General features: G+C 56.9%; 18 protein-coding genes and 1 pseudogene. 9 read left to right on the top strand and 10 right to left on the bottom strand.

Annotation, left to right across the window (positions count from 1 at the left end; translation table 11 throughout):
* Window positions 1–19 precede the first annotated feature (19 nt).
* Both C8N31_RS01580 and C8N31_RS01575 read right to left on the bottom strand, forming a co-directional pair.
* Entirely contained in the window at window positions 20–2,332 is a 2,313-nt protein-coding gene (locus C8N31_RS01580) for a FecR domain-containing protein (protein ID WP_025047196.1), read from the bottom strand.
* A gap of 324 nt (window positions 2,333–2,656) precedes the next feature.
* Window positions 2,657–3,715 carry a saccharopine dehydrogenase family protein gene (locus C8N31_RS01575; protein ID WP_025047195.1) on the bottom strand — a complete coding sequence of 353 codons (1,059 nt, stop codon included), beginning with the start codon at window positions 3,713–3,715 and terminating at the stop codon, window positions 2,657–2,659.
* A 211-nt stretch (window positions 3,716–3,926) separates the two neighbouring features.
* On the opposite strand from C8N31_RS01575, the gene C8N31_RS01570 reads away from it, so the two are divergent.
* The 9 genes from C8N31_RS01570 (at window position 3,927) to C8N31_RS01530 (ending at window position 12,639) form a co-directional block, all read left to right on the top strand.
* Window positions 3,927–4,844, top strand: coding sequence for a LysR family transcriptional regulator (locus C8N31_RS01570; protein WP_025047194.1), 918 nt, complete (start codon window positions 3,927–3,929; stop codon window positions 4,842–4,844).
* A gap of 158 nt (window positions 4,845–5,002) precedes the next feature.
* Window positions 5,003–6,736: an ABC transporter substrate-binding protein gene (locus C8N31_RS01565; RefSeq protein ID WP_025047193.1), complete on the top strand. Its 1,734-nt coding sequence runs from the start codon at window positions 5,003–5,005 to the stop codon at window positions 6,734–6,736.
* Window positions 6,737–6,842: 106 nt separating this feature from the next.
* Window positions 6,843–7,904 (top strand): ABC transporter ATP-binding protein, encoded by a 1,062-nt coding sequence (locus C8N31_RS01560; protein WP_025047192.1) that lies wholly within the window; start codon window positions 6,843–6,845, stop codon window positions 7,902–7,904.
* Window positions 7,904–8,977, top strand: a complete 1,074-nt coding sequence (locus tag C8N31_RS01555; protein ID WP_025047191.1) for an ABC transporter ATP-binding protein — start codon at window positions 7,904–7,906, stop codon at window positions 8,975–8,977. Before C8N31_RS01560 ends, C8N31_RS01555 begins: the two co-directional genes overlap by 1 nt.
* Window positions 8,974–9,837, top strand: a complete 864-nt coding sequence (locus C8N31_RS01550) for a carbohydrate ABC transporter permease (protein ID WP_025047190.1) — start codon at window positions 8,974–8,976, stop codon at window positions 9,835–9,837. Before C8N31_RS01555 ends, C8N31_RS01550 begins: the two co-directional genes overlap by 4 nt.
* The gene (locus C8N31_RS01545) at window positions 9,834–10,631 is read left to right on the top strand and encodes a carbohydrate ABC transporter permease (protein WP_025047189.1); all 798 of its coding nucleotides are present in this window, start codon (window positions 9,834–9,836) and stop codon (window positions 10,629–10,631) included. Before C8N31_RS01550 ends, C8N31_RS01545 begins: the two co-directional genes overlap by 4 nt.
* Window positions 10,631–11,032, top strand: coding sequence for a DUF2160 domain-containing protein (locus C8N31_RS01540; protein WP_025047188.1), 402 nt, complete (start codon window positions 10,631–10,633; stop codon window positions 11,030–11,032). Before C8N31_RS01545 ends, C8N31_RS01540 begins: the two co-directional genes overlap by 1 nt.
* A gap of 79 nt (window positions 11,033–11,111) precedes the next feature.
* A complete protein-coding gene (locus C8N31_RS01535) occupies window positions 11,112–11,507 on the top strand; it encodes a BlaI/MecI/CopY family transcriptional regulator (RefSeq protein ID WP_025047187.1) in 396 nt (131 codons plus the stop codon).
* Entirely contained in the window at window positions 11,494–12,639 is a 1,146-nt protein-coding gene (locus tag C8N31_RS01530; protein ID WP_025047186.1) for a M56 family metallopeptidase, read from the top strand. Before C8N31_RS01535 ends, C8N31_RS01530 begins: the two co-directional genes overlap by 14 nt.
* Window positions 12,640–12,648: 9 nt before the next feature.
* Here C8N31_RS01530 and glpK read toward each other — a convergent pair whose 3' ends face one another.
* The 8 genes and pseudogenes from glpK to leuC all read right to left on the bottom strand — a co-directional run bounded on the left by glpK (window position 12,649) and on the right by leuC (window position 21,695).
* Window positions 12,649–14,136 carry a glycerol kinase GlpK gene (gene glpK / locus C8N31_RS01525; RefSeq protein ID WP_025047185.1) on the bottom strand — a complete coding sequence of 496 codons (1,488 nt, stop codon included), beginning with the start codon at window positions 14,134–14,136 and terminating at the stop codon, window positions 12,649–12,651.
* Between the two features lie 51 nt (window positions 14,137–14,187).
* Entirely contained in the window at window positions 14,188–15,771 is a 1,584-nt protein-coding gene (gene glpD / locus C8N31_RS01520) for a glycerol-3-phosphate dehydrogenase (protein ID WP_037917778.1), read from the bottom strand.
* 108 nt (window positions 15,772–15,879) lie between these two features.
* On the bottom strand, window positions 15,880–16,260 hold the full coding sequence (locus tag C8N31_RS01515; RefSeq protein WP_025047184.1) for a VOC family protein: 381 nt from the start codon (window positions 16,258–16,260) through the stop codon (window positions 15,880–15,882).
* Window positions 16,261–16,378: 118 nt separating this feature from the next.
* Window positions 16,379–17,485 (bottom strand): 3-isopropylmalate dehydrogenase, encoded by a 1,107-nt coding sequence (leuB, locus tag C8N31_RS01510; RefSeq protein ID WP_025047183.1) that lies wholly within the window; start codon window positions 17,483–17,485, stop codon window positions 16,379–16,381.
* A 107-nt stretch (window positions 17,486–17,592) separates the two neighbouring features.
* Window positions 17,593–18,510, bottom strand: a pseudogene (locus C8N31_RS01505) (endonuclease/exonuclease/phosphatase family protein); the annotation flags it as partial.
* 29 nt (window positions 18,511–18,539) lie between these two features.
* Window positions 18,540–19,370, bottom strand: coding sequence for a hypothetical protein (locus C8N31_RS01500; RefSeq protein ID WP_231476703.1), 831 nt, complete (start codon window positions 19,368–19,370; stop codon window positions 18,540–18,542).
* 313 nt (window positions 19,371–19,683) lie between these two features.
* Complete coding sequence (leuD, locus tag C8N31_RS01495; RefSeq protein ID WP_025047180.1) at window positions 19,684–20,289, bottom strand: 3-isopropylmalate dehydratase small subunit; 606 nt, start codon at window positions 20,287–20,289, stop codon at window positions 19,684–19,686.
* Window positions 20,289–21,695 (bottom strand): 3-isopropylmalate dehydratase large subunit, encoded by a 1,407-nt coding sequence (leuC, locus tag C8N31_RS01490; RefSeq protein WP_025047179.1) that lies wholly within the window; start codon window positions 21,693–21,695, stop codon window positions 20,289–20,291. Before leuC ends, leuD begins: the two co-directional genes overlap by 1 nt.
* Between the last annotated feature and the right edge of the window lie 72 nt (window positions 21,696–21,767).

Here is a 21,767-nt window from a genome sequence, read left to right as displayed (position 1 = left end):
AGGCGCAGCGCCCGAGAGGTCATTTGAATGCCGTGTTCCCGGCGTAGTCTTCGACGGCCACTTCGATCAGTTGGATCCGGCCAGCTTCAGGTGGCAAGCTGGCGCGGCAGATGCCTGCGCCACTGTCGCAGCGCAAAAAGCCGTCCCGCTCTGCGCCGCCGATCTCAAGCAGATAGGTCGCAGATTTGCGCAGCCCGCTTGGGTCGGTCGCAGCCACTTCGATGGTGATTGGCCCGGTGTTGCCCTCGGGGCGGGTCACTTCGGCGCGGGTGATCACGGGCGGGTCAATGTCATAGACCGTTTGCAAGCGCACAGCGGTGACATTGCCAACCGCATCGGTTGCCAGCAGGTCAAAATCATTGATACCGGGTTGCAGTTCGGTTGCGATGGTAAACGCCCCGTCAGTAACCGCGAGCGGCTGCCCATCAAGGGTCAGGTTGACCGCATCCCCTGCCGTGCCCGTGATCTCAAGGTCAGGATTATCCGTCGCCTTGGGCAATGGCAGATCAAGTTTGACTTCGGGCGGCATTTCATCGCGCAGGGCAAAGAAATCAGCGCGGCCTTCGGAATTGCCGTTGGGGGCAAAAATCTCAACCTGGTAGCCTTGGATCTCGGAGGTGGCTGGGACGCTAAACGAGAGTGCGCCCTGCGGCCCCGTAACGGCCTGAACCACCACTGCGCCGGAGGCGTCTATGACAACCACTGGCGCGTCTGGTTGCGCGGTGGTCGCAGCGCGGACCACCAATTCACCGGACCGGGTGGCGAAGGCATCACCTGCGCGGGGCATCGCCGGGTCAAAGGCGATCTCGACCGCAACAGCAGGGCGATAAATGACGGTTTGGCCAAGGTTGCTTTGGTTTCCGGCCAGATCTGTCGCATCAAGGCGCAGCAGGTTCTCACCTACGTTCAGGGTCACTTCGGTTTCAAAGCTGCCGTCCTTGTTCAACGTCATCGGCGCACCGTTCAACAGGACTGTCGCCTCAGGCTCGGATGCACCAAACACAATGATCGTTGGTTCTTCGAACAGTGCCCCATCACCGGGGGCAAGTAAGGTTAGGAACGGCGGTGTGTTGTCACGGCGCACGGTAAAGCCTGCGGGTTTGCTCCATTGTCCGGGAAGGCCCAATTGATCAAGCGCGGCGACCCGCCAGAAATAGCGGGCAGGGGGCAGATCGGGCGTGGTAAAGGCGGTTTCGGCGATGCCCCATTCGCTAACCTGCATTTCGTTAAACCCAGCGTCACGGGCAACCTCGATCCAATAACCAGCAGCGCCATCAAAACCGCCCCAGCCCAGATCAACCGCACTGGAATACAAGATCTCATTGTCGTCTGGCTTGCGTAGAACAGGGCTGTCCAACACATCGGCGGTCTGTGCGCCGTTTCGGTTCAGAACGACACCTTCGTTTTCGCCAATCACAACGGCGGTGTCGCCCTGTTTGACCTCAAGACTGGCCTCGTCATAGTTCACAAACTTGGCGCCGCTGCGGTCGTTCCTGACCCAGAAATCAGAACTGTCTGTTGTTGTCTCAATGCCCGGCACATCGATTTCAAAGGCGGTCTTGTCCGAAAGCTGGTGGAGCACCGCGTAGAAGTCTCCGTCAACAAGCGAGACCTTGGTCACCTCATCCCCAGTCAATGGGTCAGAACGCATACGCTGGATCGTGGCGTTTGAATTGGCGTTCAAACGCAAGCGCGACAGATCGCGAAAGGTGATCTGTGTCGTGCTGGCCGACAAGGTGCGGACGCGCTCAAATTCGATCAGAATGTCATTGAGGCTGCGACCGGACCAGCGCGGTTCTGCCGGGGCGCGGCCCTGCACGTCACCTTGTACATCGGACACAACCGCCTCGGCGGATCGGTCGCGCTGGGCAATTGCAATTTCCAGCGCCTCTTGGGCCAATAAGGTGGCGATGTCCGACAGGTCGATCACCTCGCCCCATTTATAGTTCTCGCGCCGCTCCAGCGCGGTTTCGCGGCTGGCAACGGCATTGCCGATCTGGACCGGCGCAAAAACCTGCGCACCTTCAGCCGTTGCAGTCTGGATGGTGTTAAGCGCCTCTTGCAGCGCTTCGTCTGCCGCACGGACCTGTTTGACCGGCATCTTGAGCGTGTCGTTGGGCCGCAGATCGGTGGGTGTTGCGATCTCGTTCAGCTCAAGAACGTAGGGCCAAAGATCAGGATCACCCAGATGCCGCCCGACAAAATCACGGATCGTGTCGGCAGAGGTGAATGTGATGTTTTCGAACTCAAGCGTTGCGCTGCGCGTTTGGCTCAGGGCTGGCTGAATCGCCAGTCCGGATGCAAATGCACTGGCAAAAACAAGGCCGCGCAAAATATGTCGGACAGTACAAAACAATATTGCCGCCCCCGAGGGATCAAAGTGAAGTGCCTTAAAATTGGCACAATTCTCCGGAGAAACCTCTGTTCAGGCAAGTTTATTCGTTAACAAATGAACTGTTTTGGTGCGCTATTGGCCCGGCAAGGCGCATCAATCCGCCTGTTTTCTGGGGCATTGTCGCGCATTTGGCATCTATTTGCAGATGGGCGCTGCGAGGCGAGCGATTTTGTAACCACCGGCTTTGCAGCGCTACGGGCCATGATTCTCTTTGGAAGTGCCGCGGTTCTGGATGTGTCCGGAAGCGCGGCACTTGCCATCTTATTGGGCGTAAAGGCCGCCCGTGGGTGTGGCAAGGAAATCGGACAGTGAGATGTCCTCTTGCTTGAGGAACCCGCTGGCTGGCAATTTTCCGTCACGGACCATTTCGATGATCGCAACAACCGATCCTGCCGTTGTCCATGCGATGGCGGTGCGGGATTTGCCCGCCACATCAATCGGGCGATAGCCGCGCACAAATTCCTTGCGGGCCATGCGGCCATCTTTGCTGCCCTCTGCCGCGACATGCACATAGACCACGTCATCATCGACAGGTGGCTTGGCGTACACAAGGATCTCGCCGGCCTCTTTGCGGCGCTCGCGCATCAGCAGTTCGTGGAAGAAAAAGTTCATCTGTGCGGCATGACCGGGATAGCGCATGGTTTTGTAGTCGATGTTGGCGACTTTGCCCAAATAGGTGTCACACATCGTGCCCAGACCGCCCGAGGTGGTAAAGGCCTCGAGCTTGACCCCGTCGATGTAGATATCTTCGAGCCATTCCATCGCCGAGACCCATTTGATCTCACCGTCTTCGATCACTTCGCAATCATTCAGGTATTCGTTGACCACACCCTCCGGCGACCAGTTGAAGGCATACCCCATCAACCCAGTGGGGTTTTGCGGCAGCGCGCCAACCCGCATCTTACAGCTGCGGCACTCATCCAACGATGCGATCAGATCTGCACCAACGATTCCGATAAATCCGGGGGCCAGACCACATTGCGGGGCCATCAACCCCTTTGAGGTTTTGCTGAGTTCGATGATGGTCTTGGTTGTCGGCACATCTTCGGTCAGGTCAAAGTAGTGGATACCTGCATCATGCGCGATCTGCGCCAGTTGGATGTTCAGGTGAAACGGCAGACAGGACAGCACGGCATCTTGTTGTGCAAATTCTGCGGCCACATCGCCGGTCTGGCTCAGATCCATGGATTTTACGGTGAAGGGCAGCGACGTGGCGGGCTGCGCCATGTCCACTCCGGTGACTTCAAACCCCGAATTGTGCAGCAACTCCGCTGCCAATGTGCCAACTTTCCCAAGCCCAAGAACCGCAATCTTTTTCATAACCAACCCTCAATCATAGCCGTTGCGAAAGGGCAGGTTTGGCACGTCGTACAGGTGCGTCCCGCCATTTCAGATTGCAGCCACCTAATGCGCCCCGGTGGGCAGTTACAATCGCTTGATACTCATCCACTCATGAATAATATTCATATCTCACCCCGCTGGATCCCGGTATGGGTGAATATGACCGCATCTTGAGGCAGGAATACCCGCAATGTCAGAATACCAAAGGCGATACCTGCCGTCCCATGCTGTTTTGCGCAGTTTTGAATCTGCCGCGCGGCATCAAAGCTTTACGCTCGCGGCGGCGGAGCTGCATCTGACGCAAAGCGCGATCAGCCGTCAGGTGAAAGAGTTGGAGAACACAGTTGGCACCGCGTTGTTCCGCCGTGTCGGTCGCGGGGTGGTTTTGACCGCGGCGGGGCAAAACCTGGCGGATGGATTGGCTGTTGATCTGGAGAATATGCACCGTACCATCATGCGGGCGGTGTCGGCGGGCAAGATGGGCGCGGCCATTCGTGTTGCCACACTGCCGGCCTTTGCCAGCCGCTTTATGATCCCGCGATTGCCTGCATTCTTTGAACGTTACCCGAACATCGAGGTCAGCCTGTCCACGCGGCTTGAGCCATTTGACATGTCAGAAGGACGGTTTGATCTGGCTGTGCATTTTGGCAAGGCCGATTGGCCCGGTGCGGACCTACGCTATCTGTGCAGCGAGACTTTGATCCCCGTTGCCTCGCCCGCGTTTACTGAAAAGCACGGGTTCAAGGGACCACAAGACCTTGGCGCAGTTCCGCTGTTGCATCTGGCGACCCGTCCCTTCGCTTGGCAGGAGTATCTGGAAGATCTGGAGATTGATCGGCCAGTGGCGATGTCGGGCAAATATTTTGATCAGTTCCTGATGATCATCGCGGCGGCGACTGCGTCTATGGGAGTGGGGCTGATCCCTGACTATTTGATCGAACAGGAATTGCAAAGCGGCGCATTGGTGCCACTGATCGAAGGCGGGATGACCACCAACAACAGCTACTATTTGGTGACACCGCAGAACCAGAATAATGCGCATGTGAACAGATTGTGTGATTGGTTAGCCGATTGTGTTTCTGACCGCGAAGAGCAGGGCAACGCATAAGGGTGACCTAAGGTTAAAAGCGGCCACGATCAGTAATACTTTGTAAATAATGATTAATTATCTACTAACAATTTAGTTTGACAGATTTGTATTTCTGGCATTAGCGTAGTGGCAGGTCGGCATGTTCCGGCTCACAAAACACTTTGGGAGGAGACAAGATGCGCAAGTATCTGCTCTCCGCGACTGCGGCACTGGCCGTCATCGCGGGGTCTGGGACTGCTTTTGCCGACACGGCAGCGGCTCAGAAATGGATTGATCAAGAGTTCCAGCCGTCCACGCTGAGCAAAAACGAACAAATGTCTGAGATGGAGTGGTTCATCGGTGCGGCGGAGCCGTTTAAGGGCATGGAGATTAACGTGCTGTCGGAAGGTATCCCGACGCACGGTTACGAATCCGAAGTGCTGACCAAAGCCTTTGAGGACATCACCGGTATCAAGGTAAACCACCAGATCCTTGGTGAGGGCGAAGTGGTGCAGGCTGTGCAGACACAGATGCAGACCCAGCGGAATCTCTATGACGGCTATGTCAACGATTCCGATCTCATCGGTACGCACTCACGGTTGCAGCTGGCCTATAACCTGACCGAACAGATGAACGGTGAATGGGCGGCAACGACATCGCCAACGCTGGATCTGGATGACTTTATGGGCATTCAGTTCACCACGGGCCCGGATGGCAACCTGTACCAGCTGCCGGATCAGCAGTTTGCGAACCTCTATTGGTTCCGCAAGGATTGGTTCGATGATGCCGGCAACAAAGCCGCGTTCAAAGCGAAGTACGGCTATGAACTGGGTGTTCCGGTCAACTGGTCTGCATACGAAGACATTGCGGATTTCTTTTCGAATGACGTGAAAGAAGTCGACGGTGTCGCGATTTATGGCCACATGGATTACGGCAAACGCGCACCCGATCTGGGCTGGCGGATGACCGATGCCTGGCTGTCGATGGCGGGCACAGGGTCCAAGGGTGAGCCAAATGGCGTGCCAATTGACGAATGGGGCATCCGCATGGAAGCCGGTTCGTGTAATCCTGCGGGTGCATCCGTCACACGCGGCGGCGCGGCCAACGGTCCGGCGGCGGTTTATGCGATCCGCAAGTGGGACGAATGGCTGCGGGCTTATGCACCTCCGGGTGCGGCGTCTTATGACTTCTACCAGTCCTTGCCAGCATTGGCGCAGGGCAACGTGGCCCAGCAGATCTTCTGGTACACGGCCTTTACCGCCGACATGGTGAAGCCAAAGTCAGAAGGCAACAACACTGTTGATGATGCGGGCAATCCACTGTGGCGGATGGCGCCATCGCCGCATGGTCCTTATTGGGAAGAGGGTCAGAAGGTTGGCTATCAGGATGTGGGGTCTTGGACCTTCCTGAAATCCACACCGGCAGATCGTGCGCAGGCGGCCTGGCTTTATGCCCAGTTCGTGACGTCCAAAACCGTGGATGTGAAAAAATCCCACGTTGGTCTGACGTTCATGCGCGATTCCACTGTGAACCACGCGTCCTTTACTGAACGCGCACCAAAACTGGGCGGTCTGGTCGAATTTTACCGTTCGCCTGATCGTGTGGCATGGTCGCCAACCGGTATCAACGTGCCTGACTATCCCAAGCTGGCGCAGATCTGGTGGCAGCAGATTGGTGATGTGAACTCTGGTGCGTTTACACCGCAACAGGCGATGGATCGTCTGGCCGAAGAGATGGACATCACCATGGCCCGTATGCAGCAAGCGGATGAAGCGGCTGGAGTTTACGGCGGTTGTGGCCCGCGTCTGAACGAGGAAAAAGATCCCTCTGAATGGCTGGGCAAAGGCGGGGCGAAAGCCAAGCTGGACAACGAAAAGCCGCAGGGCGAGACCGTCAACTATGACGATCTGGTGGCCCGCTGGAACCAGTAAACCAAGTGTTGGCCCCTTCACAGGGCCAGCGTTGGCCGAAGTTCCCTCTCTGGGCTTCGGCCTTTTCTGACGCCGCGCTTTCGGGCGCAACTCCGGGCTGAACGACATGACAATCCAACTGCGCGCCGCGACCAAAGTGGTCAGGGGCATCACTCATATCAAACCCACCACGCTGACGCTGGAGGCGGGGCATTTTAATGTTTTGCTGGGGCAGACCGGATCGGGCAAGACGTCCTTGATCAAGCTGATGGCGGGGCTGGATCCATTGGGCGCAGGCGAGATCCACATGGACGGCGAAGATGTGTCAAAGCTGTCCACGCAAAAGCGCAATATCAGCCTCGTACATCAGTTCTTTGTGAACTATCCGCATATGACGGTTTTTGAGAATATCGCCTCCCCCTTGCGGGTTGCAGGCATGGCCAAATCCGAAATCACTGGGCGTGTGGAAGAAGCCGCCGACATCCTGCAATTGCGGCCCATGCTGAACCGCCGTCCGCAAGAGCTGTCGGGCGGGCAACAGCAACGCTGTGCCTTGGCCCGCGCGATTGCCAAGGAAAGCCGCGCGGTGTTTCTGGATGAGCCATTGGCCAACCTGGATTACAAGCTGCGCGAGGAACTGCGCGAACAGCTGCCCGAGCTTTTTGCAGGTCGCGGTGCAGTGGTGGTTTATGCCACGTCCGAGCCGGAAGAGGCGCTGTTGCTGGGTGGCAAAACCGCGCTCTTGAATGATGGTGTGGTGACCCAATTTGGCACCACGGCAGAGATTTATCGCAGGCCGGAAAACCTAACCGCGGCGCGGGTGTTTTCCGACCCGCCGATCAATTCGGCCCAGATCGTCAAATCAGGCACCACCGCCAAGATGCAAAACGGGATCAGTTGGACCATGGGGGGATCGTCGGCAGAATTGCCTGATGGGCCCTACATTGTCGCCGTGCGCCCGCATCACGTCACACCGGTGGCCGCCGATAGCACCGTTGCAATGGACGGTACGGTTTTGGTGACCGAATTGTCCGGCTCTGAATCCAGTGCCCATTTCGAAGTGGGCAAAGATGCATGGGTGTCTTTGGCGCATGGGGTGCATCCCTACAACGTGGGCGAAAGCCACCGGTTTTACATGGACACGACACAGGCATTCTATTTTGCCCCGGACGGGAGGCTCGTTGCCTGATGGCCAAAATCACTCTCTCCAACCTGCGCCATTCCTACATGCCCAATCCGAAAGGGCCGGAGGATTTTGCGCTCAAAGAGATCGACCTTGATTGGCAAGACGGCGGTGCCTATGCGTTGCTTGGGCCGTCAGGTTGCGGCAAATCTACTTTGTTGAACATCATCTCTGGCCTGCTCGCGCCGTCCGAAGGGCGCATCTTGTTTGATGGCAAAGATGTCACCAACTTGCCGCCCGATCAGCGCAACATCGCGCAGGTGTTCCAGTTTCCGGTGATCTACGACACGATGACGGTGCGCGAAAATCTGGCGTTTCCACTGCGCAATCGCGGGGTGGCAGAGGCCAAGATCGCTGAGCGTGTGGCCGAGATCGCGGCAATGCTCGAAGTCGAAGAAATGCTCGATACCCGCGCCTCGCATCTGTCACCGGACAACAAACAAAAGATTTCCATGGGGCGCGGATTGGTGCGCGACGATGTGAATGTGGTGATGTTTGATGAGCCGCTGACGGTGATTGATCCGCATTTGAAATGGAAACTGCGGTCCAAGCTCAAGGAACTGCATCAACGGGTGCGGGCGACGATGATCTATGTGACCCATGATCAGACCGAGGCGCTGACCTTTGCCGATCAGGTCGTGGTGATGCAGGATGGTGAGATCGTTCAGATCGGCACGCCCGTTGAACTGTTTGAACGCCCGCAGCATACCTTTGTTGGCCATTTTATCGGGTCGCCTGGCATGAACGTGCTGCCCGCCGATGAAGGGCAGGGCGGCGTCACGGTTGAGGGTCATCCGATCACGCTGGAAGGCAAAATCACAGGCAGTGGCGGTGCGGCGCAGGTCGGCATCCGGCCCGAGTTTGTCTCGCTTGCCAAGACGGGCCTGCCGGGCCGTGTGCGCAAAGTGTCAGACATTGGCCGGCATTCCGTGCTGGAGGCGAAGGTGGGCGACACCTCGATCAAGGCCGTGATCGACGGTCCGGTGCCCGCACAGGGCGAGGCGGTGCATCTGGCCTTTCGCGCCGATCAAACCCGGCTTTATCGCGACGGCTGGATCGCAACGGAGGTGGGCGCATGAAAACCGAAAATCAAAAAGCGTGGTTCTTTGTGCTGCCGGTCTTGCTGCTGGTGGCCTTCAACGCGCTCGTGCCGATCATGACAGTGGTCAATTATTCGGTGCAGGAAACCTTTGGAAATAACGTGTTCTTTTGGCAGGGGCTCGACTGGTTTGAACAGATCTTGCGGTCTGACCGGTTTCAGGCGGCCTTGGGGCGGCAGTTTCTCTTTACCTTCCTGATCCTGATCATCGAAGTGCCGCTGGGTATCATCATTGCCCTGTCGATGCCGCGCAACGGGTTCTGGGTGCCGGTGTGTCTTGTTACTATGGCCTTGCCGATGTTGATCCCGTGGAATGTTGTGGGCGCGATGTGGAACATTTTCACACTGCCGGACATCGGACTGCTGGGTTATCTGATGAATCATACGCTGGGCATTCCCTATGACATGACGCAGAACCCGTTCGCGGCTTGGGTCACGATTGTAACCATGGATGTTTGGCATTGGACCTCGCTTGTGGTGCTGCTGTCTTATGCCGGGCTCGTGTCGATCCCAGACGCCTATTATCAAGCGGCCAAGATTGACGGTGCCAGCGCATGGAAAGTGTTTCGGTTCATCCAGCTGCCCAAGCTGAAGACCGTACTGACCATCGCCATTCTGCTGCGGTTTATGGACAGCTTTAACATCTACACGGAACCCTTTGTTCTGACCGGCGGCGGGCCGGGCAATTCCACGACCTTGCTGTCGATTGATCTGGTGAAAATTGCCTTGGGCCAGTTTGACCTTGGGCCAGCGGCGGCAATGTCGTTGATCTATTTCGCCATCACGCTTTTGGTAAGCTGGCTGTTCTACACTTTGATGACAAAGGACGACGCGCAATGAGAAAACGGTCCCTCATTCCGATCCTCTATATCCTGTTCTTGATGCTGCCGATCTATTGGCTCATCGCGATGAGCTTTAAGACAACCGGTGAGATCCTCTCGGGGTTCAGCTTGTTTCCCCAGACCTTCACGCTTGAGAACTACAAAGTGATCTTTACTGACCCGACGTGGTACTGGGGCTATATCAACTCGATCATCTATGTGTCGTTGAACACGGTCATATCCGTCGCTGTTGCCCTGCCTGCCGCCTATGCGTTTTCGCGGTATCGCTTTCTTGGGGACAAGCAATTGTTCTTCTGGCTGCTTACCAACCGGATGGCGCCTGCGGCGGTTTTTGCGCTGCCGTTCTTTCAGCTGTATTCATCCGTCGGGTTGTTTGACACACATCTTGCCGTGGCCTTGGCGCATTGTCTGTTCAACATCCCATTGGCGGTTTGGATTCTCGAAGGGTTCATGGGCGGGGTGCCAAAGGAGTTGGACGAAACCGCCTATGTGGATGGCTATTCCTTCCCGCGGTTTTTCGTGAAAATTTTTCTACCGACGATCAAAGCAGGTGTGGGCGTTGCGGCGTTCTTTTGCTTCATGTTCTCGTGGGTTGAATTGTTGTTGGCCAAAACGCTGACAGCCGTGGCAGCCAAGCCGATTGCCGCCACCATGACCAAGACGGCATCTTCTGCGGGGTACGAGCTTGGCCTGCTTGCGGCGGCGGGGACGCTCACCATCATTCCCGGTGCCATCGTGATCTATTTTGTCCGCAATTACATCGCCAAGGGTTTTGCCCTGGGGAGGGTTTGATGCAGCGTCTTTCAATCACACTTGCCGCCCTTCTTTTGGCTGCGCCTGTTTGGGCGCAGGGTTGGGGCAATGTCGCTAAAAAGGAAGAGGAAAAGGGATTCTCCTGGACCGATCCTCTGTGGCCGGAGTTCTGGATGGCATGGACACCCGCCACATTCCTGCTGTTCTGCGGGATCTTTTCTGCGATGGCGATCATCACCCTGCTGGAAATCCGCCGTCCGGGCGGGGATGAACGGCGCGGTGTGCTTGGCCTGACCACAACGCGCGGAGATCGCTTGTTTATCTCGCTTTTGGGAACGGCCTACATCTTCCTCGCTTGGCTTGGCATCGTGGGACAGCCGCTGTGGTGGCCATTGGCAATTTCCGTGGGGTGGGCGGTGTTCTGTTTCCGCAAGGTTTAGAATTCGCTTTGGATTACGAAAAACTTAGTATTTACTCCGGCAATGTAACGAGTGAGCAATGCCCACGGACTGGATGGCAATGAGAGAAAAGAAAAAGCGCGAGTTGTTAACAGAGGTTGAGCTGGAGTTCATGAATGAGCTTTGGGCCTTGGGGGAAGGGACGGTGCGTGATGTGCTGGACCAGCTGCCAAAGGAACGCAATCTTGCCTATACATCCGCCGCCACCATCCTGCGCATTCTGGAACAAAAGGAATTCGTCACCAGCCGGAAAGAAGGCAAAAGCCATGTCTATATTCCCGCGCTTGGCAAAGACGCCTACCAGAGCCGCTCACTCAAAGATCTGTCGATGAAGTTGTTTGATGGAACGCCTGCCTCGCTTGTGGCGCGTTTGGTCAACGATGACGCACTGACAGACGAAGCATTGGGGCAAATCCGGGCACTTGTGGATCGGAGGTTGAAAAATGATACCGGGTGATGCAGTTCTCGACGCTTTCATCAATGCCAATATTCTGTTTTGTGTGGCCTATGCGCTTTGGTATGTGACGCGCATTGGGTTGAATTATCTGGGCCTCCGACACGCCTACGGAACCCAACTGCAACTTCTGAACGGGGCCTTTGTGGCCATTGTTTTTGCGCCCTTTCTTGTCCTGCTGTTCAACGGTCTCCAAAGCAACGGCATCGCAACCGGGGTGAACCTGAATCTGTCGGATATGGTGGTGTCTCATTATCTGAATGGCGGGTTCGAGATGAAAGCGACCCGCTTTGAAAGCTTGATCCAGATCCGCGAAAATCTATCGGCCAATGTCCTTAGTGGTGCGGGGATTATCGCGCAGGCGGTGATTGTTGCCTTTCTTGCGGGGCTGATACTGGGGGCGGTGCGGCTGGTTTATTCGATGTTCTGTCTGCACAAGATCGTCGGCAACAGCTTTACCTGGCGGCGGTTTGGCCGGATGCGCCTGTTGCTGTCGGACCGGACGCTGGTTCCGTTTTCCACACGCGGCATTCGCAATTACTATGTGGTGATCCCTACACATATGTTGAGCCAAGGCAGTGAGCTTAAAGTGTCGCTGGCGCATGAATTCCAACACATTCGTCAGGGCGATCTTGAATGGGAAATCCTGCTTGAGGCGCTCAAACCGCTGTTCTTTCTCAACCCGGCGTATCACGCATGGAAGCGGCAGGTGGAACACCTGCGCGAGCTCAGCTGCGACAGCGCGGTGCTGACCCGTGGCAGCATCTGTGTGAAAACTTATTGCGATACTTTGTTGTCGGTCTGTCAAAAGACATTGCGCAAAGACCGGACCTTTGTGATCGCTGTGCCCAAGGTCGCCTTGGTCACGGCTGACCGTGTAACCCTGCGCGAAGGCAAAGCCAGCTTTCTTGAGCATCGGATCAGGTCGCTGTTGGATGCACGGCGCGTCAACCATCCGCGTTTGATCCTTGCTGCAGTCATCCTGCCGTTGTTTGCGGTGACAACCCTGACGGCGATCTCAATTCAGCGCCCCGGTGACTGGAGCCATGACCGGTTGATGCTGTCTACTGTGGTCAATCTGGAGCGGTTGGACGAGATAAACCGCCTGTCTACCTTTGGCCGCGTCCGCAACTAACCCTCCGATCTAGACCGACAAAGTTGCAGCAACCGCGCGTTGCCAGCCAGCGTATTTTTCCGCGCGGACTTCTTCGTCCATAGATGGTGCAAAACTGCGCTCCTTGGCCCAGCTTTTTGCAAACTCATCCATACCCGGATAAATGCCAGCCCGCTGTCCAGCCAGCCATGCCGCGCCCATTGCGGTGGTTTCCAGAACATGCGGGCGGTCCACCGGTGCATCGATGATGTCTGACAAAAACTGCATGGCCCAATTGCTGGCACTCATCCCGCCATCCACGCGCAGGGTTGGGGCGGCCCCTTCGTCCTGCCAATCGGCATGCATGGCCTCCATCAAATCACGGGTCTGAAATCCAACACTTTCCAATGCGGCGCGGGCAAATTCGGCTGGTCCTGATCCGCGGGTCAGCCCATAAACCGCACCCCGGCATTCTGCATTCCAATAGGGTGCGCCAAGGCCGGTAAAGGCGGGCACGATGATCACGTTTTGCTGGTCATCCGCGGTTTCGGCCAAGGGCTGCGTTTCTGCGGCACCTTTGATGATCTGCAAGCCATCGCGTAGCCATTGTACAACGGCGCCCGCCACAAAGATCGACCCTTCGAGAGCATATGTCGTTTTGCCGTCCAGCTGATAGGCGATCGTGGTCAGCAAACGATTGTTGGAGACCACCGCATTTTCGCCGGTGTTGAGCAGCGCAAAACATCCGGTGCCATAGGTTGACTTCAACATGCCCGGTTCAAAACATGCCTGACCAATGGTTGCGGCCTGCTGGTCGCCCGCAACACCAAGAATGGGCAAGGCCGCGCCCAGATGTGCAGGGTCCGTCACGCCAAAATCGGCGGCGCAGTCCTTCACTTCGGGCAGCATCTCCATCGGAATGTCGAACAGATCACAGATGATTTTGCTCCAACGGCCATTGTGGATGTCATAAAGCAGGGTACGGGCGGCATTGGTGGCATCGGTCACATGGGATGCGCCATTGGTCAGCTTCCAGATCAGGAAGCTATCGACTGTTCCAAACAACAACTTGCCAGCGCTGGCACGATCCCTTGCGCCGTCAACGGTATCCAGAATCCACTTAAGCTTGGTGCCGGAAAAATACGGATCAGCCAGAAGGCCGGTCTTGGCGGTGATCATCCTGTCATGGCCATCTGCGCGAAGCTCGGCGCAGTATTTGGCGGTGCGGCGGTCTTGCCAGACGATAGCATTGTAAATCGGCTCGCCCGTTTCACGATCCCAAATCACGGTCGTCTCTCGTTGGTTCGTGATGCCAATCGCGGTGATGTCTGATGCGTTCAAACCGGCCTGCGCTATCGCATCGCGGCAGGTTTGCAGGGTCGTGGACCACAGGTCAGAGGGATCATGCTCGACCCAACCACTGTGCGGAAAATGTTGCGCAAACTCTTGCTGGGCCGTGGCCGCGATGCTCAGGGTACCATCAAACACCAACGCGCGGGAGGACGTTGTGCCCTGATCAATAGCAAGAATATGGGTCATAACGGGCCTTTGGGTTGGGTTGTAGAATGGTTTCTTTCAGGGGCTATGTTGTCAAGATGCCGGAGGTTGCTGCATCCAGTGATCCAGCGCTTTTGCCTCAGTTTGAGACAACCGCAAACCCAGCTTGCTGCGCCGCCACAAGACATCATCGGCGGTCTGGGCATATTCGCGTTGCATTAACCAGCGCACCTCGGCCTCGGTCAGGTTAAATCCGAAGGTTTCGCCCAGATCACCGGCTGACTGGGCATCACCCAGAATGTGCCGGGCTTCGGTCCCGTAGGCGCGGATCAGGCGCGTGGCCCAAACACGGTCAAGAAATGGGTAATCGGACAGCAACAGGTCGATCAGTTTCTGCACATCACCCACCGGAAAATCACCGCCGGGCAGAGGGACACCTGCGGTCCAGTGATCTGCGCTGCCCTCAAAGAAGGGTGCAATCTTGTCCATCGCGTCTTCGGCGAGCTTTCGGTAGGTCGTGATTTTTCCGCCAAAGATATTCAGGATCGGCGGACCGCCTTTTGCATCGACCTTGAGCGTATAGTCGCGCGTGGCTGCGGCGGCAGAACTGGCACCATCGTCATAAAGCGGCCGCACGCCTGAATAAGTCCAGACCACATCACTAGCGCTCAGATCCTGCTGGAAATAGCCATTGGCGAAATTGATCAGATAGTCCCGTTCCTCTGGTGTGCATTCGGGGCGCACCGATGGATCTGGGTGATCCATATCGGTGGTGCCGATCAGGGTGAAATCGGTCTCATATGGGATCGCAAAAATGATCCGCCCATCTGAGCCTTGGAAGAAATAGCATTTGTCGTGATCATAAAGCCGCTTGGTGACGATATGACTGCCCCGCACCAGCCGCACGCCTTCGCGGGAATTGATGCGGGCTTTGCTTTGGATGATGTCGCCAACCCATGGACCACCTGCGTTGATCAGCATCTTGGCGTGATGACTCTGCTGCGTGCCGGTGCCTGTATCTTCGGTTGTGACCTCCCAAAGATCACCTTTGCGGGCGGCGCTGGTGACTTTGGTGCGGGTCATGATCTTGGCGCCCCGCGCCTCGGCATCACGGGCGTTCAGAACGACGAGCCGCGCATCTTCGACCCAGCAATCGGAATACTCAAAGGCCTTGCTGAACTGCGGTTGCAGCGGTGCGCCCTCGGGCGTGCCTTTCAATGATAGTGTCCGCGTTGAGGGCAAAATCTTGCGACCACCCAGATGGTCATAAAGAAACAGTCCAAACCGGATCAGCCATGCGGGGCGGCGGCCCTTGGTCCAAGGCATCGCAAAATTCAGGATCTTCGATGCTGGCGTGTCGGCCTCAAACCGCATGTCTTTGTGGTAAGGCAGGACAAACCGCATCGGCCAGGAGATATGCGGCATCGCCCTCAGCAATGTCTCGCGTTCGCCCAAGGCATGGCGCACCAGCGCGATCTCGAAATATTCAAGATAGCGCAAGCCGCCATGGAACAATTTGGTCGAGGCAGACGAGGTGGCCGAAGCCAGATCGTTCATTTCCGCCAGCGCAACGGACATGCCGCGCCCCGCCGCATCACGGGCAATGCCGCAGCCATTGATGCCGCCGCCGATCACAAAAAGATCCAAAGGGGCGTCGGTTTTTTGCGCTTGGTTCAAGGGTGTTCTCTTATCCAGAAATGTTACCGCTGACATACCTTAAAAACAGGGCGCAAGCAATCATTGCGGGGGCGCAAACCAAAGTGCCGAAGCGTCACGAAACATGGGTTATTCGCGGTATTCTTCTTGTTGGGCAATCCACCAAACCGTGCCGTTGCCATCTGCAACCCCGCCGCGATAATCACCGTCGCCTGCGCGAGTCATTTCCTGAACGGTATTGCCGCCGGTTGCCAACGCAAGGGCAAAGGCCGCATCGGCATCTGGCACATAGACGTGGATGTGGGCCGCAGCGCCGCCGGGCATTTCGCCCACCATGACAACGGTGTCGTCTATGCGAAATTCGGCATGTTTGATCCCGCCGTCATCGCGGCGGTGCAGGCGCAAGCGCTCGGCATCAAAAACGGCTTGGGCAAAGGCAAGCGTTGCTTCGGCATCTGGGACAATCAGATATGGGCTGACGCTTGAGTATCCTTCGGGTTTCCAGCGCATTGCGACCTCCTTGAATTGAGGCGGTCAAGATAGCATGGAATTCCTGCAACCCCCAAATTGCGGACACAAAAAAGCAGCGCCAAAGCGCTGCTTTTCGAAGTTGTGGCCTAGGGACCGTTTAGAGACTGGCGTCAAGCGCGGCCAGAATGGCGTCGCCCATGTCTGAGGTGCTGATCGGTGTGCCGCCCTCTTCGCCCATCAGGTCCGCCGTGCGGGCGCCATCGGCGAGCACCTTTTCAATCGCGGCTTCCAGACGCGCGGCCTCGTCACCCTGATCAAAGGAATAACGCAACGCCATCGCAAAGCTGAGGATACAGGCAATCGGGTTGGCCTTGCCCTGACCGGTGATGTCAGGCGCAGAACCATGGACCGGTTCATAGAGCGCCTTTGGGCGACCATCGGCATTGGGCGCACCAAGCGAGGCAGATGGCAACATCCCAAGCGAACCGGTCAGCATCGCGGCACAATCAGACAGGATGTCACCAAAGAGGTTGTCGGTCAGGATGACGTCAAACTGTTTTGGCGCACGCACCAGCTGCATCGCGCCGTTGTCGGCGTACATATGGCTCAGTTCGACATCGGGGTAATCGGTGTCATGAACCCGCTGAACAACCTCGCGCCACAAGATGCCGCTTTCCATCACGTTGGCTTTTTCCATGGAGCAGACTTTGTTGCCACGGCGGCGGGCCAGTTCAAAGGCGGAGCGGGCAACCCGGTCGATCTCGCTTTCGGTGTAGCGCTGGGTGTTGATGCCCACACGTTCGTTGCCTTCTTCGATGATACCGCGGGGCTCTCCAAAATAGACGCCAGAGGTCAATTCGCGCACGATCATGATATCGAGGCCGGCAACGATGTCCTTTTTCAAAGACGAGAAATCTGCCAGAGCGTCAAAGCACTGGGCCGGGCGCAGGTTGGAAAAGAGGTCCATCTCCTTGCGCAGGCGCAGCAGGCCACGTTCCGGTTTTACGCTGAAGTCCAGTTCGTCGTATTTGGGGCCGCCAACCGCACCAAGCAGAACCGCATCCGCCTCAAGCGCGCGGGCCATCGTGTCATCGTGCAAGGGGGTGCCGTGTTTGTCGTAAGCTGCGCCGCCGACCAGATCATGTTCCACATCAAAGGCCAGATCACGCTTGGCGCCAAACCAGTCGATGACGCGGGTGACTTGCGCCATGACTTCCGGTCCGATGCCGTCACCGGCGAGGATAAGCAGAGTTGGGTTGGCCATGGGGCGCTCCTTGAAAAAACTATCAGAAGCGGCCTAGCCCGTGGATGCCGGAGGGTCAAGATAACCTTCTGTTTGAGGTCTACCCAAAGCAGGTTATGGCGGCTGGCTGCGGCGATTTGCGGCATGACTTGCGCATCAATAATGCGCCACCCAGCAGAAGGCAGGATGTAACTGACCCGCATGGGCCCGGTTTGCGGCCAATTGACGGTTGGCTTTTCGGGAAGCGGGTCTTGAAATGCAGAATGGTCCAGCAAGGCTCTGATTGTATCGCGGCGGCCAGCGCCCTTGTTCGGGTCGATATTTGCATCGCCCATTAGAACGAAACGGGTCGATGGCGCCAGGCCAATTTCGCCGTTCAGGAAATGCTGCCAAAACCGGATTTCATCGGCGTTACGTTTGCCATTGCGGTCTTCGGGTCCGTCAAAAACGGGCGGTGTGGCGTGAAAAGTCAGTATCGGTATCGAGCCAATTTCCGGGTGCAAGATAGGCACCACCCAATGCCCGCGGAATGACAGGCGTTGTACCGCCTGCGCATTGGCGCTCGGGAACGGATTGCCATCCACTTGCGGCATGTCTGCACCGGGCAAATCGCGCCAAAGCATGTGCGTGAAGTCTTGCACTTGATCGGCGGCAATGGGAAAGCGGGACAGCAAGGCCATACTTCCAGCGCCGTAAAACCGGCCATACCCTTGGGCGTCATCCGGCCCGCCTTTGCGCCCGTCACCGTTCAGATCCAGCCCGGTTCGGAGGCCAGCATTGGGCGGCGCTGCAAAGAGATGCGGGTAGGGTAATCCGTTTGCTTTCAATGCATCGGCAAAGGCGCTGAGGGCGCGGTTTTCGAGGTCATAATCGAACCCTTGCAACAGGACCACATCGGCATTTGCCTGTACCAAAAGATCCATCACTGCGGTGATTTGTGGATCGGACCCCTTGAGAATATCGCGCAGCAAGAGGCCAGGGCCTTTGCGGGACAATTCAGTGTTGAAGGTAGCGACCCTGAGCGTGTCAGCCGAAGCAGGCAACACCCACAGAAAGAGGGCCGCCGCCAGTGTGATCAGGCGATTTGCAAACCTGCTTCGGTTTCCGCGTCGGCATAGGTGCGGCGGCGCTTGTCTTCGATCATGCCGGCCACCTTGTTCATGGCGATGCCTCGCATGATCATGCTGGCTGGCAAAAAGGCCCATGCACTTACAGTCCAGATCAATGTTTGCGGGTTTTCGAATGGAATCGGATCAATCAGGTATGACGCAAGCTTGACCATCGCAGGGATCAAGAAAGGCAGCAAGAAGCCGAGCGCAATATTGATGCGCGCATCGCGCTGTAGCCGCGAGATGACGTCGCCGCCCGCTGTTGGATCAAAAAGCGGAAGATTTACCCAAACGTTGAATGCGCCGTGCCGGGTGGGCCAGCCCAGAACGCGCACGAGCAGAACAAAAACGATCAGGGCAATCGCGGCCACCAGATAGGCAAGGCCAGCCGCCGCGCGAATCGTCTCAACCAGTTGCAGGCTGGCTGTTTCCGGCAGCATCAAAACGGCTAGGCGCACCGGGGAATAAGGGAAATCGAGGGCGTTGCCGATGATTGTGCCCAATGAAAACAACGCACCGCTGAGCAGGGTCACTTCGGAATGGCTTTTGATCACTTGGGTGATCATCACGACGGTCACAAAAAGGGCGATAAACCGAAGGCGGTTGAACGGCGGGGCATCGCGAAACTCGACAATGCTGGGAAAGCTGGAATTGTATTCGACAAAGGTCAGGAAACCGGCAAGCAGGGCCATCAGCGCGGTGATTTGGGTCGAGTCTGCGGCGACACCGGGCAAGATCAATGCCGGTGTTGCAATCAGCAACGCCACCAAAAGGCCACGCGTTGCCGCGCCTGTCATTCGTCCAATCACTACTGCGCCTTTCCAAACTGGCCAGTCCCGATACGTTGCCGCGACCTATTCCAACTTGTTGCCCACTGTTTTTCAGGGGCGCCTCAATTCTGCCCGATTTGTGCCTTCTTTTGCCATAGTTCTCAAGTCGCTAGACGCATTGAAGCTAAGAGTTGTGGCATTTTGACGATGAAGGTGGTGCCTTCTTGCATCATTTTGATGGCCACAAGAAGGCGGTGACCAAGATGTTGTGGGTGCCACGAGGGCACCCACTAGAAACACTTAAATATGTGTTTTGTTTGTTAACGAATGAGGCGCGGGGTCAAACCCAAGGGCGGCTTTGCGCGGCTTGCTCTTCGTAGGTGTCGATTGACGCGGCCTTTTCCATGGTCAGGCCGATATCGTCCAAGCCGTTCATAAGGCAGTGCTTTTTGAAGGTGTCCACCTCAAAGGAGAAGCTTTCGCCGTCGGATGTTGTGACGGTCTGCGCCTCGAGATCAACGGTCACACGGGCATTGGCGCCTTTCTCTGCGTCCTGCATCAGAACATCGACCTGATCTTTCGGCAGGACGATTGGCAGGATGCCGTTTTTGAAGCAGTTGTTGAAAAAGATGTCGGCAAAGGATGTGGAGATCACACATTTGATGCCAAAGTCCTTGATCGCCCATGGCGCGTGTTCGCGCGATGATCCGCAACCGAAGTTGTCGCCCGCAACAAGGATCTCAGTCTCGCGGTACTGCGGTTTGTTCAGCACAAAATCTTCGATTTCGTTGCCTTGGCGGTCAAAGCGCATTTCGTCAAACAGGTTCACGCCGAGGCCGGACCGCTTGATTGTTTTCAAGAACACTTTGGGGATGATCATATCGGTGTCGATATTGACCAACGGCATAGGCGCCGCGATCCCGGTGATTTTGTCGAATTTTTCCATTACATCATCTCCCGGACGTCGGTGAGTTTGCCGGTGATTGCGGCAGCGGCGGCCATGCCCGGAGAGACAAGGTGCGTACGCCCTTTGTAGCCCTGACGGCCTTCGAAGTTGCGGTTTGATGTGGAGGCGCAGCGCTCTTCCTCCGCCAGTTGGTCGGGGTTCATCGCCAGACACATGGAACATCCCGCCAGACGCCATTCGAAACCGGCCTCTTTGAAGATATCGGCAAGGCCTTCTTCTTCGGCTTGGGCCCGAACAAGGCCGGAGCCGGGAACGATCATGGCCCGCATACCTTCCTTGATCTTTTTGCCCTTCAGGATCTCGGCCGCGGCGCGCAGATCTTCGATGCGGCCATTGGTGCAAGATCCGATGAACACGGTGTCGATCTCGATATCGGTCAGTTTCTGACCCGGCTTGAGGCCCATGTATTCAATGGACCGGCGTGCCGCTTCGACCTTGCCGCCTTCAAAATCTTCGGGGCTGGGCACGGTGGCTGTGATCGGCAGAACATCCTCGGGCGAGGTGCCCCATGTGACCACGGGTTGGATGTCTTCACCGCGCAGGGTGATGACTTTGTCAAAATGTGCACCCTCATCGGTAAAGAGGGTTTTCCACCATGCCAGCGCCGCTTCCCACTGTGCGCCTTTGGGGGCGTGTGGGCGACCTTTGACATATTCATAGGTGGTTTCATCCGGCGCGATCAGACCCGCGCGTGCGCCGCCTTCGATGGCCATGTTGCAGACGGTCATGCGCCCTTCCATTGACAGATCGCGGATCGCTTCGCCGCAATACTCAATGACATAGCCGGTGCCGCCTGCGGTCCCGGTTTGGCCGATCACGGCCAGCGTGATGTCTTTGGCAGTCACACCCGGCTTAAGCTTGCCAGTGATCTCGACCTTCATGTTCTTGGATTTTTTCTGGATCAGCGTTTGCGTGGCCAGAACATGTTCCACCTCAGATGTGCCGATGCCGTGGGCCAATGCGCCAAAGGCACCGTGGGTGGCGGTGTGGCTGTCGCCGCAGACCACGGTCATGCCCGGCAATGTCCAGCCCTGTTCGGGGCCGACGATATGCACGATGCCCTGACGCACGTCAGACACAGGATAGTAGTGAATGCCAAAATCCTTGGCGTTCTTGTCCAGCGCTTCGACCTGAATTCGGCTGTCTTCGGTCATGGTCGCCGCATTGGCGCGGTCCAGCGTGGTGGGCACGTTGTGATCCGGCACCGCGATGGTTTTGTCCGGCGCGCGCACGGACCGGCCTGTCATGCGCAGCCCTTCGAACGCCTGCGGGCTGGTCACTTCGTGCACGAGGTGGCGGTCAATATAAAGAAGGCAGGTGCCGTCGTCCGCTTCATGCGCGACATGGGCATCCCAGATTTTATCGTAGATCGTTTTGGGGGACATGATGGTCCTCTCCCGTATTGTTTGGGTGATGGTGTGAGACTGGAGCGATGCGGCTTATAGAAAAGCAAGCAC

The organism is Sulfitobacter mediterraneus, from assembly GCF_003054325.1.
Classification (GTDB): domain Bacteria; phylum Pseudomonadota; class Alphaproteobacteria; order Rhodobacterales; family Rhodobacteraceae; genus Sulfitobacter; species Sulfitobacter mediterraneus.
The sequence above is the reverse complement of the archived record's forward strand: the minus strand, read 5'-3'. Positions and strand labels throughout refer to the sequence as shown.